Here is a 14,326-nt window from a genome sequence, read left to right on the forward strand (position 1 = left end):
TGTAACCTTTTATGCCTGCCGGCGATACAGGCTAAAACTTTCCTATGATCTGCGTTCGTTGCCTGCTGTTGTTGTCCTGGATTAGTGTTCTAGCTGTCCCTGTTTTTAGCCAGCAAAAGACATTGCGGGTGCAGGGTGTTGTTACCGATAGCGCCACCGCTGGTCCGCTGGAGGGTGTCAGCGTCACAGACCAGGAGGGCAATGGCACCCTTACCAACAGGGACGGCCGGTTTTCTCTTTACCTGCCGGCGACAACGGGTACCCTTTACTACAGCATGCTGGGCTACGCATCGAAAAAGACGGCTATTTCCCTGCAGTCGGCTGGGCGGGAGCAGCAAATCGCGCTGGCAACCGATCCGGCTATGCTCACCGAAGTTGTGATCCAGGCGGAGAGTGCTTTATCCATCCTGAAGCGGGCAGTAAAGGGTATCCCGGAGCATTACCGTGCGCAGGGGCACGTGCAGCAGGGATTTTACCGGGTAGCCACACTGAGAGATGGCGACTGTATCCAACTATCCGAGGCGGTATTCGACATCTTTAATTATGGCTACGGTAAATCCAGGACCAGCCAGTTGCGGCTGGCCAGGATGCGGGCGCTCCGCGACGAACGGCAATCGCATGGCGTCGAGCTGGGGTTGAAGCCGGAGTCACTTTTTGGGTACGATGCAGTAAAGTGTGTGGAAGAGCATCCGGTGCTGGGCCCGCAAGGGCTGCGCAAGCACCGGTTCACGCTCGAAGGCATTGTTTCGTACCAGGGGCAGGAAGCTTATAAGATCGATTTCGACCAGGTTGAAGGTTTGCACGAGTCGCTTTATCGCGGTACGATCTATGTACTGAAGCAGGACGATATCATTGTGGCTATGGACTACGGGCTTAGCCCCAAAGGCTTGCCCTATGCACAATATGGCAACCTGGTGCAGCGGGCGCTGCTGAAGCTTATGGACCTGTCTGTCCGGATAAAAAAAGAAGAGCATCATATCGCCTACCGGCAATCGGGTGGCCAATGGGTATTGTCGGCGGTACGCAGCAATACGGTGCTGCGGCTGCGCAGCAAGCGCAAGCAGTTCGACTTTACTGCCGATGTCACTGTGGATTATGTGACTACGGGGATCGATACCGTCCGTAGCCGGCCTTTTGCCGGGACTGAGACCTTGGGCAATGCTAAGTTTATCGAGCACCAGAACCTGGAGCCGGATACGCAGTTCTGGAAAAATTATACGATTGTGCTGCCCGATTTCCCGGTGGAAGCGGTGATCAGGAAGATCAATGCGGCCAATGAAAGTCATAGCCTGAAAAAAAGAGCGGAGCAGCAGCTGAAACGCTGGCGGGGACAGCCCGGTTCGATCGATTCGCTCCTGTCGTTCTATGCACAGCAGGGACAGTTCAATGGAACGGCATGGATTGTAAGGGAGGGGCAGCCGGTGCTGGACAAAAGCTATGGCTATGCCGACCGTGAAAAAAAGATTGCGGCGGACAAGCATACCCGCTACCGTATCGGTTCGCTCTCCAAGCCGTTCACAGCGATCGTGATCCTGCAGCTGGCCAGGGAAGGGAGGCTGGCCCTGGATGCCCCGGTAGGACGCTATCTTCCGGGCTACAGGTACCCTGGCATTACCGTAGCGCAGCTGCTGACGCATACTTCAGGCCTGCCCAACTGCACGGTTAACACAGCATATCTGGCTGCGCTTACGGACAAACTTCTGCCACGGAAAGAGATCATTGATCGCTTCTGCAGCGATACTTTAGAGGCCGACAGTGTGCCCACACTACATTATTCCAACTCGGGATACATGCTGCTGGCTTACCTGGCGGAAACGCTGGAGCATAAGGATTTTGCAAGCATACTTAAAGAACGCATCTTCGATCCGCTGGGTATGAAAGATACGTACCTGGGCTGGCAGCCGCAGCAGGAGAACAGCGCGAAGGGCTATCTTTACGAAGTTGCGGAACATAGCTATCCTGTAACCAACCTGGCCGGCGCCGGCGGTGTGACCAGCACGGCATGGGACTTGTGGCTGTGGTACCAGGGCCTGAAGAATGGTAAGCTGCTTACTGCTGAGGAGCAGGCGATGATGTACGAGCCCAGGGCAAAGTATACGGATTGGCATGCGGGTTATGGTTATGGCTGGATGACGGACCAGGGCCTGTTCGCCTGTTCTCCGAACGAAACAGTGCGCTATCATCCCGGCACCGACCTCGGCTTCTACAGCATGTTTGCCCAGGTGGAGGGCAGGAGCGATCTGGTGATCCTGCTGAACAACACGGGCGATTTTCCCCGCTTCGATCTTACCGATCTTATTCTTACGCAGCTGGGCAGAAGATAAGGGCATTCGTTCCTGCATGTATGAGGCGGCTAGAAGCCGAGCTCCTGCAGCGGGTCCCAGAATTTGTTTTTGAAGTCGGCGATGCGGTTGCCGTTGATCACGATACCTTCGGCTTCCAGCTTCTTCTTCCGGTTACCTTGCTCATCGCCGTTGAGCAGACCCGAGGCGCTTACTACTCTTTGTACCGGCACGGCAGGTTTCAGGCCTGCGGTATAGCCCATGGCGCGGGCCACCATGCGGGCGCCCGATTTAAGGCCCATGGCTTTGGCAATGGCGCCGTATGTCGTCACGCGGCCTTTGGGAATGCGGCGCGCGATCTCGAAAATGCCTTTGTAGATCTCTTCGTTGCCGGTTGGATTGCTGCTGGTCATAGTGTGTTGTTCCTGCAGCAAGTTACGACAGTTCCGGCTGATAGCCATAACCTGGAAAGCGAATCCTGTGGCAATAAACAGGGTAGTATCCCGTTAATGGGTTATGATCCTGTTCACCCGCATACTCAGCCTGGCCTTGTTATTGGTAAGTACAACACTTCATGCCCAATGGATGCACTTCGGCCTGGATGGTCTTCTTGGCGTGCATTACAATACGCTGGATGCAGCATCCTATAAAACGCCGGTAGGGAACGGTGGTGTGGGCGGGCATTTGACTATTGCCGATCCCGACGATCCCATGCGGGTCTATTTCAATGGCCGGCTGACATTTGAGAACGATTTTCAGACCTATACGGTATTCGGCAACATTAAGCAGGACTTTGCTTTCCGGGACCTGGTCAGCTCTTTCCAGATGCATAAGCGGCTTAATGAAAGGCTTGCTGTTTATGCCGGCATTAATTTTTCGGTCAATGTCATCAACACGATATGGCTGCGCACAGAGGGCAGCGTGTTTACGCATTGGGGGCAACGTACGGAGACGCTTGAGGCGGAGGTGCGGCAACGTATCCGTAAGCTGAACGCCGGTCTGGAAGCGGGTTTTGTATACCCTTTGGGTGGCGGCTTCAGCACCGGTCTGCACTTTACTTATTATATACTGAAGCGCCTGGAAAATGATCTTGAGCTGGGATCGCCTGGGGCTGTTGACGAAGCTTCTCTGAACTTTCGTCCGCTGGCCCTGAAATGGCTGCTGGCCTTTGATCTGGACTAGCGCTAATCTGGCAAAATGCCTGTTTCTCTATCCCGGTCCTCAATGCGATACAAGCGTTTCCCGCGATATTATGGCCTGTGTCGTTCCTTTCTCTATTGCTTCCGGCATGAAAAAGCCCTTGTAGTTAAAGTGCTGTACTTTTTTATGCATAATGTGCTTTTTCCTGCGGGTTTCTCCGGCATATTGGTTTCTATTTTTGTTGTTATAAATATTGCAAATTATTAATTATCAATGAATTAACATTGTGTAATTTTTCATTTGCATATTTTATACTAATTTAGCACTTTGAAATATAAATCATCTGCCACAACAAAATCATTCCATGTTACTGTTTTAATGTTCTGAATTTAAAACGAGGTTCGTTACCACCAAACTCAAAGCTTATGAAGTTACTTTACACATTCCTGATTACTGTTTTTTTACCACTCGTTGCTGTAGGGCAATCCGGTACCATATCCTGGCCGGTAGCTTGTCCCATCAACGACTGTCCCACTGCCTATACCGATCCTAATGGTGTGCAGGTCACTGTGACCAGGACCTACGGCACGGGAACGGGGACGCCGGTTAACCTGACCCAGGTACAAGGCACAACTGCCGGTGCGCTTGGCATCGCGATCAGCTCTACCGCCCCGGCGCCGACCCCGGGATTAGGGATAAGGTTGGATTACGGTACTAATTATACTGATGCTATTACTGGCAACCGGGTTGCCATTGCTTTCGACCGGGCAATCGGGGGAGTCAGTTTCCCCCTGTACGATCTGACCAGTCCGGCGCTCTCCTGCACCCAACTGGCGAATACTGCTGCCATCTATAACGATATGGTGGTGATTACCGGAACGGATGTCAATGGTAATGTCGTTAGTCCTGTGCTGGTCGAGCTGGCCAGGGGTACCAATAATAATGGCGTCTACGATGCTGTCGATAACCCTTCTTACATTGTGGCCGATATCGTTTCCGTATCTGGCAACCAGGCGTATGTGACCGGCGGCTATATCAATATTAACGGCAGTAATAACAATGTGACAACCAACCCGGGCCTCAATTTGGTGAGCCTGGACATCAAAGCAACTTTTTCTGTACCGGTAACCCGCATTACAATCCTGTATAAGAATTATGATGGCGGCTACTTTTCTTATTACAAATTCAATAGCGTATGCCCGGCCGCCCTTAACACGTTCAATTTTAGCAACGGGAACCTGAATGACCAGGCAATTATGGTAGGGAATATCAATTACACCAGTATTCTTGTGCCCTTAAGCGGTGTCGTGAGACATGATCAGAATGGCGTTGCCGGCGGGGTTGACGGAGCTGCCATGCCGAATACGATCGTAACCCTGTATGATGCTGCCGGCACTACGGTTATTGCGACGGATACTACAGATGCGTCAGGAAACTACTCTTTTTATGCCCCGACCAATGCCAGCTATGTGATCGGCGTTACTGCCCCTGCCGGATACCAGCATGTGAGCAGCACGGATGCCACACCCGCCGATGGCAGCACTACAACAGCTGTAAGCAGCACCGCCGTTACGGGCATAAACTTCGGCTTGAATGATCTGCCCCCTGTTGCAGTTAATGATACCGGCAGCACAATGATGAACACGCCGCTCAGCAGCAGTGTAGCGGCCAATGATACCTGCCGTATGGGACCCTGCAGCTATAGCCTGCTGCCTTCCGGCACGCCTGGGCATGGCAGCGTTGCGGTGAGTGCGGACGGTAGTTATATTTATACACCTGATCCCGGTTATACCGGCGCTGATACTTTTAGCTATGTGCTCTGTGGCAGTGGTACACCGATGCAATGCGATACGGCCCAAAGCAGAATCAGTATAGGCACCGACCTCCCGGTGGACCTGGTATCGCTGGAGGCCCGGGCAGAAACAGATTGCGAGGTAATGCTCTCCTGGCTCACCGGAATTGAGCTTCAGTTCGATCATTTTGATGTCGAATGGAGCACTGATGGCGCAAGCTTTGTATCGCTGGCGTCAGTGGCCGCCAAAGGTGCGGGCAGCAGTTACAGCTACTGGTACCGCCACGGCGTAAAGGGCCTGAATTACTTCCGCCTGAAGATGATCGATCTTGATGGGGGCTATCGCTATAGCCATATTGTATCGGCCAACCCGGGATGCGCTTCCCAGCGGAGTATCAAGGTGTACCCTACGGTGCATAACGGACAGATAACTATAGAAGGCTTGCTGGCGGAAGAGCTGGTGTCGGTGTATGATCTGAAAGGAGTGCTGGTACAGCAAGTGAAAGCAGCAGCGTTGATACTGCAGCTGGATTTGTCGCATACTGTCCCGGCTGGTTATGCCGTCGTGATCCAAACGCAAGCAGGAACGCGGATGCATTATAAAATTGTCAGGCAATAAGGCCTCTCAGGTCTTTAATGAAATATGCCGGAGCGAAGTTCCGGCATATTCATTTTTCGTTGGCGCCTTCAACAGGCAGTTGCTTAACGTTTTGTCAGCTTCACATTTTCCAGCGGTAGCTTATCGCGGATGATGCGCAGCCAATACATACCATTGGGAAGATCGCTCATATCCACTTGTGTCACTGCATTGCTGGCGGCCGTGCTCTTCAGCGTTCTGCCGGTTATATCTGCGATATAAAGCTGATCGCCGAAATGGGTTCCTGCTATGGTTATCTTGCTGTTCAGCGGATTGGGATAGACAAGGATGTCACCGGCGCTGATACAATTCATGTTCAGGGAAAGCGTGCTGCTGTAGCTTTCTTTTCCATCCATCGATACAATGCGCAGGCGATAATAACGTTTTCCGCCAACGGCTTCGTGATCTGTATAGGTGTAATGGCTGTTGCTACTTTGGATCGCAATCCTCGCTACCGGCTTGAAGGACGCCCCATCTATGCTTTTCTGTAAATCGAAATGGCTCATTCCGGATGTCCCGGCTGTCGTCCAGCTCAATAAAGCCGAACAGTCGATGGTCTGGCCGCTAAAGCTGATCAGGTCGAGGGGTAGCGGAGTAACCTGGTTACTGCTTTTGGTGTAATAAGCTTCCGGCGCACCTGATGCTGCAGCCAGCGTGGCATAGGAAAGACCACGTTCCGACGCCGTCGCAATCGTTGCGCCTGTAGTCAGCGTACCCGATCCGGTACCCGGTCCCGGGTTATTGCTCTGCCAGTTGCTTTGGGAAAGGTTTGTCTGGCCCGTGCTGTTGGGCGCTGTGGCGCTGTACCGGGTTACAAAGGAAATGGCATCATTATAACTGGCATTATTGGTGGCCATGTTGTGCTGAAGATTCAGCACAGCGCTGACGGCCGCATTATCAGCGTAAATATTCCAGGTGCGGTTAATGCCATCTGCACCCGATTCGGCAGAAACCGAAACGACATAATTCTGGACCATGACATGGATGGTATTGGCTGCCGTATTGTTTACGGAAGCGGGGGTATAGTCGCCCTGGGCAATACCTACCGGATAGATAAACAGGCCGGTATAATTAAGATGCACCAGGTGTCCTGTCCCGTTGGTAACAACAAACCTGTCGGGCTGGTAGCCGGTTAGCGTAGCCGTGGCAGCGGTTATCATGTCGTAGTTGCCCAGCACGGCATTTCCATTGGCAACAGCGAAATTAAATTCCTTGCTGATGGCCAGGTTAGCTTTGCCTGCAGAGTCGGTCCAGGATCCACCGGGACCTGCCAGGTCTGTCAGCACCAGGTTGGCTGCATTATGTAACGCAATGTTCACTGCAATGGATGCTGCGTTATTGTTCCCGTCTAGAAAGGTCGGGCCGGAAGCGCCGCCAGCTGCTGCCGGATTGAACAGGCTAATTGTGCCGGTTCCCGTAATCGTAGCCTCAGGGCTGATCCATATATTCTTGCTATAGATATTCCATTGACCGTCGATCTGGTAGTTTCCTGCGCCAATATATAAAGATTCAGATACCGAGGATGTCGTATCGCCCGCCACCATGCTCAGCGCACTGGAACCGGCTGTTCCTCCCATAGTCTCTGCCGAGCCCGGCGCCTGGGCCTGCGCTATCCCGCTCATGAGCAATGGTGCTGCAAGAGCAGAAAGGGCCCTTATTTTATAGGATCGTTTCATAAATGGTTTTGGTTTGTTTGTGGAATTCGGGGAAGTCCCGCGGAGTGGCCACACCGTAATCACTTCTGCATTTATGCCGGGGCCGCTGCGATAACGTGCGGTGGAAAGTGCTGCAGTGATGCGCTGTGCTACTTCTGCTTTCTCCTCCGTTCTGCTAGTTCTGCACCTTCGTTGCCAATACATACACACTGGGGTTGCCTGCATCGCACTGGGCCGGGACCACGCCATTGGTCTTGCCGGCCAGTATGGGGTAGGTACCCGGATTCAGGAACAGCATGCGGCCCTGATCGCGGGGTACAATATAGACAGGCACAGAGGCCCCGCAATAAACGCGCCAGATATCAGCGGTGCCGCTTCCGGTATTGATATACATCCAGTAGTCATTACAGTCGGTGTTAAGGGTAAGCCCTGTTTCAAAATAATACCAGCCTGCAGATGGTATCGTAATGCTCAGACCCGTAGCCAGGCCCGCTCCTCCTGCTGCACCGTTAAAAGGACAGGTATACGTACCCGTAGCGGCTATCTTGGTGTTGCCGAAGGAAGTAGATGCCTGCCAGGTGGCATTTCCTGCATTGTCGGTAGTGAGCACTTTCCCGGCGACAGGTGTTCCGGCAGACGGGAACTTAAGGCTGCCATCGACCTGGAGTGTGGCGCCGGGTGCGACGGAATTGATACCGACATTACCGTTGGGGAGGATATTGATGAATTCCTGTGTTCCTTCAGGGCCGCCTTCCTTATAAAACCGGAAGCGACCATCCGATACATCGATTACCCTGTTGCTCCAGGTAGTCGCGTTGTCTGTTTTCAGGTATACTCTCGGATTACCGTTATTGATCGCAATATGTCCTTTGCGTTCTATCATCGCCACTTTATCGCCACCAGCGTCGTTGTTGGAACCCCAATAGGTCCACTCCGTCTGGGACGGCGCGGTGTAAGCAACCCAGCTTCCGCTGCTGCAGGTCCATTGCTGGCCGACGGTAGGACTGACCATGCTGGTATCCGTATATAAACCGGTGCCGGAGCAGGCTCCTGTGGGTGCACCGCTGCCATAGGAAAGGGTCTGTCCTTCAAAGGCGACTGCCAAGCGCACCCAGCGTGTACCGTCATTATAATACCAGCCCGGAGAGACATTGGCCGGTGCTGTTCCGGCCGTGGCTGTGTTGTACACGGTCATGCCGGCGATATGGGCCGTAAGCGGCGCGGGGTTATTCGTTGCCTGAAGCGGCAGACGGGGTAATAAAAAGCCGCGCTGTGTGCTTTCGAGCTCTAGAATAGCATCATTGTTCGGCAGCGTGGAGGAACCACCGACAGTTCCGTCCTTGATCTTGGTTTGTGCCATGGCGGTCCCGGCAATGAACGTGGAGGCGATCAGTGCGTAAATTCTGGTTTTCATAAATCGGCTTGCTTTGGTTTGGTTTTGAAATTAAACTTGTCTGTAAGAGTCTTATATCGCTTTGATAATTGCTGCCGGGTTAATAGCTTTAAAATGTTCCGGACATTGTTAAATTGAACTGCTGCTCATCCGACCTGCCGGATAAATCAAAAGGACGGACAGTCCAATGCGCAGCTGGCAGCGCAATTACCGCCAGCTTAGTGAATGTACTACTTCAATATCTTCATCTTCCCGGACATGACAGGGTTAGGGGAAATATCAGGGAATGCCGTTAAAACTACGTAATCCGGATAATGGGATTGGTAATGGTTTAAGCGCCGACAGGATATTTTAAATTTACCTTATGCAAAAGAGGGGAGCTGAAGTCTGCTTTCAGCATGGCTGCAGATGTCCTGATTGAATTCAGTGTGCTGCAGCATACGTTTTTGGAAAAATAGCCTCAGAAGCCAATGTACATATTGTATTAAGCTTCCTGTAGGATCGGCGGAACCCGTGTTTCCTTTTCGTTAAATAAGGAGCATTCCCATTCATAAATTGGTGCAGGCCACCGCCGGGAAACCAGGTAGGCAGACAGCTGTTACACTTCTATATTTAATGCTATATTCGTTTCCGGAAAATTGTTCCTGACCAAACTTTGAAAAGATAACGAATGAAAAAGATATGCGCACAGCTGGTGCTGCTGCCGGTATTATTACTGCCTTCATTATTGTATGCTCAAGGCAGCCAGGGCCTGAAAGGGGTGGAGGAGGAGATCGGGAATATCATGAAAGCCTATAAAGCTGTAGGCGCTTCTGTAGCCATAGTCGATAAGGGGCAGGTGATCTATACGAAAGGATTTGGTTACAGGGACTATGAGCAGAAGCTACCTGTTACTGGTGCAACAGTGTTTCCTATAGGCAGCAATACCAAATCTTTTACTGCTGCTTTGATCGGTATGCTGCAGGATGAACATAAAGTATCGGTTCAGGCGAAGCCTTCGGCTTATATTCCCCGCCTTCAGTTTTTCAACGACCGGATGAATGAGGTGGTTACGGTAGAAGATCTGCTGGATCACAGGAGCGGCATCGGCGGCGCAGATGGTTCTTTTGTTCTTTTTCCTGCTGCCGACAGGATGGCGCTGATGAACCGGCTTCCGTTTCTAAAGCCGGGAGGAGCGCCTGAGAATAGCTGGATCTACAGCAATTTTGGCTATATTATCCTGGGAACGATAGCCGAACAGGTGTATGGCGACACCTGGGATCGCCTGGTAGCCGGCCGTATCTTTAAACCTTTGCAGATGGCCCATTCCAGCACATCGCTGGAAGCCCTGTTCCAGGCAAAGGAGTATTCCTTGCCCTATGGTGTTTACCAGGATAAGATTGAAAAGATTTTGTACCAGAAGCCGGATAATGACAAGCCGGGAGCGGCGGTAAACAGCACGGCCGAAGATATGGCACGCTGGATGATGCTATGGCTGAATAAGGGTGTGTTCCGGCAGCAGAAGCTGCTCTCGGAAGATTTTGTAAAGAATGCTATGAGCATGAAGGCGATCATTAAAGGGACACCGCCTGATGGGCCTCAGCAAAAGAGCTATCTCTTTGGTTATGGTTATGGCTGGAATACGAGCGTGTACAAAGGGCATTACAAGGTTGACCATGGCGGCGCGGTCTCCGGCTTCTCTTCCAACGTGGTTTTATTTCCCGTGGAGCAGTTTGGTATTGTTGTGCTGACGAACCAGCAAAACAGCAGCCTGCCTTATGTCATTGCTAATATGATTGCTAACCGGATGCTTGGGGTCGATAGCGGCAAGGCTTATGCTTATGAGATGGAACGATACGATATCGTTAAGCCTGACAAAGTAATTAAGCCGGTGAATGATGATAAGAAGCCGACGCATCCCCTGGAAGATTTTTGCGGGCGATACCATAACGAAGGCTATGGCACATTTGAAGTGGAAAAGGAAGGACAGCAGCTTTACGCGCTTTTCCCCGGCTTCCGGTTCCGCCTGGAGCACCGGCAGTACAATACTTTCCGGTTCCGGCTGACCGAAGATATCCCACAGCAGATGGATCCCGATTTCGAGCTCAATTTCCCGGTCGATAATAAAGGGTCAATAACGGAGGTTGACATGGATATACAAAAGAGCACCGTGTTTAAGAAACTGGCAGCCCGATAGGTACAGCTCTTTCTACATTGAAAAGTAAACGAAGGTGAAGGAAAAGCGCTAGATTTGAAATGGCAGGGTAAACGATTCCTGATGGAATATATGAACATACCGGAGCAGATCAAACAGTATATAGCCGGCCAGGCCGAACCCAAACGCAAGGGGCTGGAGGCCTTGCACCTGCGCATCATTCACCTGTTCCCCATGGCTAAGCTGTGGTTCCTGGATGGTAAGGACAGCGATGGTAAAATTGTGGCCAACCCTAATGTCGGCTATGGATCTTACACTATTAAATATGCCGATGGCACCACCAGGGATTTCTACCAGGTTGGTTTGAGTGCGAACAAAACCGGGATATCCGTCTATATTCTTGGTATCAAGGATAAGACCTACTTAGCGCAGACTTATGGAAAAGCGCTGGGGAAGGCGAGCGTAACCGGTTATTGTATCCGGTTCAAAGCGTTGAAGGATATAAACATGGAGGTGCTAGAAGCGGCCATACGTTACGGGTTTGAAGCCCATGATGAAAATTGAGCTGATGAAATAATGTCTTTGCTGCAACCGTTTTGCTATGGCTAATTGCCGGTCCTTAATCCCTGTACTGCTTCGGGAAAAAACATTTCCTATCACTGTTTCCGGTAATGGTGGGCCACACAGCCGGATTTGAATGTTATGGTATCGACCAGCTTCAGATTAAAGTTTTCCTGGAGGCTGCCGGCATCCAGTAATCGTCTTCCTTTCCCCACAAACACCGGGTGAACAACCAGGTGGAATTCATCAATGAGGCCTGCCGCGATCAGCTCCGGGAGCATGCTTACACTGTCCACCGATATTTTTTTGCCGGGTTGCTGCTTCAGCTTCGCCAGCGCTTCTGCTGGATGACTCCGAATAATCCGCGTATTTCCCGGCACTTGGTCCAATGTCCGGGAGACAACTACTTTATCGATGGCTGTCAGCCTTTCGGCAAACCTGTTCTCTTCTGCTGTGCCGGATTGATCCCTGGCGACATCGGCCCAATAGGGAAACATAAGCTGGTACATGATACGGCCGAAAAAAAGCAGGTCGACATCCTCCATCAGGTGTGTGAAGTAATCATGAAGCGCTTCACCGGGATTAAAAGTAGTATGGTCGCAATAGCCATCAATGCTGATATTCATACCAAATGTTACTGTTCTCATTTTGATGATTTTTAGTTGTTCTTAAAAAGCTAAGTCAAAATTAGGTACTGGTATTAAATGTAATGAGGGCAACCTGCGACAAAAAGGGGGGCTTTTAAGTCAAAGCACTTGTTCACCTTCCCGTCTGGCTGGCAGGGTATTCCGGGAGTAGTGCTGGCAGAATACTTGTATTTAACATTCACCGGGCTATCCAAATGACCAAAAGCAATGTCTATCCTTATTGATTGGATTATATCCATGCAAGCTATCGGGTCCATCCGTGTTGTTTAAATAACTGAAATATGAAACGAATCAAAACGATGTGCAGGGGTTTGATGGGTATGGCGATGATTGTAGTCGGCCATACCGGCGCTTTCGGCCAATCGCTGGATTGGGCTAAACATTTCGGGGTAGCGGAAGGAGTCTCCATAGCGACAGATGCCAGCGGCAATATATACAGCGCTGCTAACTTCCCAGACACAGCAGATTTCGATCCTGGCCCGGGAATAGTCAACCTTGTTTCTGGCGGAGGTTATGACGTTGCCATAGTCAAACAGGATGGTGCCGGTAATCTTATCTGGGTAAAGCAGATAGGAGGCCCCGGCGACCAACGTTGCACGGCTATTGCTGTAGATGGCGATGGCAATGTCTGTATCACTGGCAATTTCCTGGGAACTGCCGATTTTGATCCGGGGCCGATCGTTTTTAACCTGACCTCGTCACCGTCTCTCAATGCCTTCGTGTGCAAGCTTGACGCATCAGGCAATTTTGCCTGGGCGAAGAAATTCGGCGAGGCAGAAATAAGTCTTATGTATCCGTATCCGGTGATGTCGAATGCCATTGCTGTTGATAAAGCTGGTAATGTCTGTATTACCGGCTCTTTCGATGGAAAGACTGACTTTGATCCTGGTATAGACACTTTTCATCTTAGTCCCGGGCGAGTAGGTATCTTTTACACAACGGATGCCTTTATTTGCAAGTTGGATGCGTCTGGTAATTTTGTTTGGGCCAGGCGATTGGGTGGACCCGATACCAGTTTTGAAGCAGGATATGCTATAACCGTTGATAACCTGGGCAATATTTATTCGACAGGATTTTTCAACGGGAAGGTAGATTTTGATCCCGGGCCAGGAACATTTATGCTCAACGGACCTATGCCAATAGGATCTACGTCAATAACCGATCTAACAGATGTTTACGTGAGCAAGCTGGATGCATCGGGCAACTTCGTTTGGGCAACCCAAATAAAAGGGGCCCAGCAGGGAAACGGAATAGCTGTGGATAAGGGAGGCAATGTATATGCCTGTGGTAACTACATGAATGATAGTACGGTAATCTTCAAACTCGGCCCCACAGGAAGTCTTGTCTGGATAAAAGAAACCGGGGGCTTCTGGTGCTGGTCCGTTGCTGTGGACCCAGATAATAATGTCTATAATACCGGCCAGTTTTTCGGAACAAAAGATTTTGACCCGGGGGCAGGTGTTTTTAACCTGACCGGCGGCAATGCTGATTCTTATATCAGCAAGCTGGATTCAGCGGGCAATTTTATATGGGCAAAAAAACTTGGAGGAACACGGGAGGTTTGGAGTCAATCCCTGGCAGTGCGGGGTAATGATAATGTATGTACCATCGGTTATTTCAACGACACGGCAGATTTCGACCCCGGACCCGCAAGTTTCAATCTCGTTGCCACCAAAGGAAGTTATGATGTTTTTATACAAAAATTGAAACCGGAACCTGTTGGTATTAGGGAATTCGTTTTTTTTGATATGTTTAAAGTCTATCCAAACCCGACAAATGGAAAGTTTGTTGTCGAACTTAAGAGCAAGTGTAGTGATTGTGTACTCGTCTTAAAAAATGTACTAGGTCAGATAACAGATAGACGACCTGTCCATAATGGCAGCCGGTTAGAAATGGAAATCCGTAATGCTCCTGGCATTTACACGCTGGAAGTATACCAACACGACGACCGTATAAGTGTTAAGAAAATCCTGAAAAATTGAACCGGCCCGGACGGTATCATGCCGGCTTGGTATTGGTGCCGGTCGCTGCGACAAGTTGATTTTGACCGGCACAAGCTATTGAATATGATAAATGACGGAACCC

General features: G+C 50.7%; 10 protein-coding genes. 6 read left to right on the forward strand and 4 right to left on the reverse strand.

The genetic code is table 11. The annotated features are described in order from the left end of the window. Window positions 1–128: 128 nt before the first annotated feature. Window positions 129–2,324, forward strand: a complete 2,196-nt coding sequence (locus DZC79_RS20155) for a serine hydrolase (RefSeq protein WP_198666973.1) — start codon at window positions 129–131, stop codon at window positions 2,322–2,324. 29 nt (window positions 2,325–2,353) lie between these two features. Here the strand turns inward: DZC79_RS20155 and DZC79_RS20160 are convergent, their stop codons facing one another. Further along, window positions 2,354–2,743 carry an MGMT family protein gene (locus tag DZC79_RS20160; RefSeq protein WP_232831889.1) on the reverse strand — a complete coding sequence of 130 codons (390 nt, stop codon included), beginning with the start codon at window positions 2,741–2,743 and terminating at the stop codon, window positions 2,354–2,356. 55 nt (window positions 2,744–2,798) lie between these two features. On the opposite strand from DZC79_RS20160, the gene DZC79_RS20165 reads away from it, so the two are divergent. After that, the gene (locus DZC79_RS20165) at window positions 2,799–3,464 is read left to right on the forward strand and encodes an outer membrane beta-barrel protein (RefSeq protein WP_118953430.1); all 666 of its coding nucleotides are present in this window, start codon (window positions 2,799–2,801) and stop codon (window positions 3,462–3,464) included. Window positions 3,465–3,847: 383 nt separating this feature from the next. After that, a complete protein-coding gene (locus tag DZC79_RS20170; protein ID WP_118953431.1) occupies window positions 3,848–5,833 on the forward strand; it encodes an Ig-like domain-containing protein in 1,986 nt (661 codons plus the stop codon). Window positions 5,834–5,916: 83 nt separating this feature from the next. Here DZC79_RS20170 and DZC79_RS20175 read toward each other — a convergent pair whose 3' ends face one another. Both DZC79_RS20175 and DZC79_RS20180 read right to left on the reverse strand, forming a co-directional pair. Then, complete coding sequence (locus DZC79_RS20175) at window positions 5,917–7,527, reverse strand: T9SS type A sorting domain-containing protein (protein ID WP_157977303.1); 1,611 nt, start codon at window positions 7,525–7,527, stop codon at window positions 5,917–5,919. A gap of 154 nt (window positions 7,528–7,681) precedes the next feature. After that, on the reverse strand, window positions 7,682–8,920 hold the full coding sequence (locus DZC79_RS20180; protein ID WP_118953433.1) for a hypothetical protein: 1,239 nt from the start codon (window positions 8,918–8,920) through the stop codon (window positions 7,682–7,684). A 649-nt stretch (window positions 8,921–9,569) separates the two neighbouring features. On the opposite strand from DZC79_RS20180, the gene DZC79_RS20185 reads away from it, so the two are divergent. Further along, complete coding sequence (locus tag DZC79_RS20185) at window positions 9,570–11,075, forward strand: serine hydrolase (protein ID WP_118953434.1); 1,506 nt, start codon at window positions 9,570–9,572, stop codon at window positions 11,073–11,075. A gap of 81 nt (window positions 11,076–11,156) precedes the next feature. Next, a complete protein-coding gene (locus DZC79_RS20190) occupies window positions 11,157–11,597 on the forward strand; it encodes a DUF1801 domain-containing protein (protein ID WP_232831890.1) in 441 nt (146 codons plus the stop codon). A gap of 92 nt (window positions 11,598–11,689) precedes the next feature. Here DZC79_RS20190 and DZC79_RS20195 read toward each other — a convergent pair whose 3' ends face one another. Then, a complete protein-coding gene (locus tag DZC79_RS20195) occupies window positions 11,690–12,241 on the reverse strand; it encodes a dihydrofolate reductase family protein (RefSeq protein WP_118953435.1) in 552 nt (183 codons plus the stop codon). A 281-nt stretch (window positions 12,242–12,522) separates the two neighbouring features. Here DZC79_RS20195 and DZC79_RS20200 point away from each other — a divergent pair, with 281 nt between their 5' ends. After that, window positions 12,523–14,223 (forward strand): SBBP repeat-containing protein, encoded by a 1,701-nt coding sequence (locus tag DZC79_RS20200; protein ID WP_118953436.1) that lies wholly within the window; start codon window positions 12,523–12,525, stop codon window positions 14,221–14,223. Window positions 14,224–14,326 lie beyond the last annotated feature (103 nt).

Origin of the sequence: Taibaiella helva, from assembly GCF_003545695.1 — a bacterium.
Classification (GTDB): Bacteria; Bacteroidota; Bacteroidia; order Chitinophagales; family Chitinophagaceae; genus Taibaiella; species Taibaiella helva.

Bases quoted from the DNA above. Each gene is read 5' to 3' on its own strand.
- DZC79_RS20175 (WP_157977303.1), bottom strand. From the start codon at position 7,527: ATGAAACGATCCTATAAAATAAGGGCCCTTTCTGCTCTTGCAGCACCA.
- DZC79_RS20170 (WP_118953431.1), top strand. From the start codon at position 3,848: ATGAAGTTACTTTACACATTCCTGATTACTGTTTTTTTACCACTCGTT.
- DZC79_RS20190 (WP_232831890.1), top strand. From the start codon at position 11,157: ATGGAATATATGAACATACCGGAGCAGATCAAACAGTATATAGCCGGC.
- DZC79_RS20160 (WP_232831889.1), bottom strand. From the start codon at position 2,743: ATGGCTATCAGCCGGAACTGTCGTAACTTGCTGCAGGAACAACACACT.
- DZC79_RS20200 (WP_118953436.1), top strand. From the start codon at position 12,523: ATGAAACGAATCAAAACGATGTGCAGGGGTTTGATGGGTATGGCGATG.
- DZC79_RS20165 (WP_118953430.1), top strand. From the start codon at position 2,799: ATGATCCTGTTCACCCGCATACTCAGCCTGGCCTTGTTATTGGTAAGT.
- DZC79_RS20185 (WP_118953434.1), top strand. From the start codon at position 9,570: ATGAAAAAGATATGCGCACAGCTGGTGCTGCTGCCGGTATTATTACTG.
- DZC79_RS20180 (WP_118953433.1), bottom strand. From the start codon at position 8,920: ATGAAAACCAGAATTTACGCACTGATCGCCTCCACGTTCATTGCCGGG.
- DZC79_RS20195 (WP_118953435.1), bottom strand. From the start codon at position 12,241: ATGAGAACAGTAACATTTGGTATGAATATCAGCATTGATGGCTATTGC.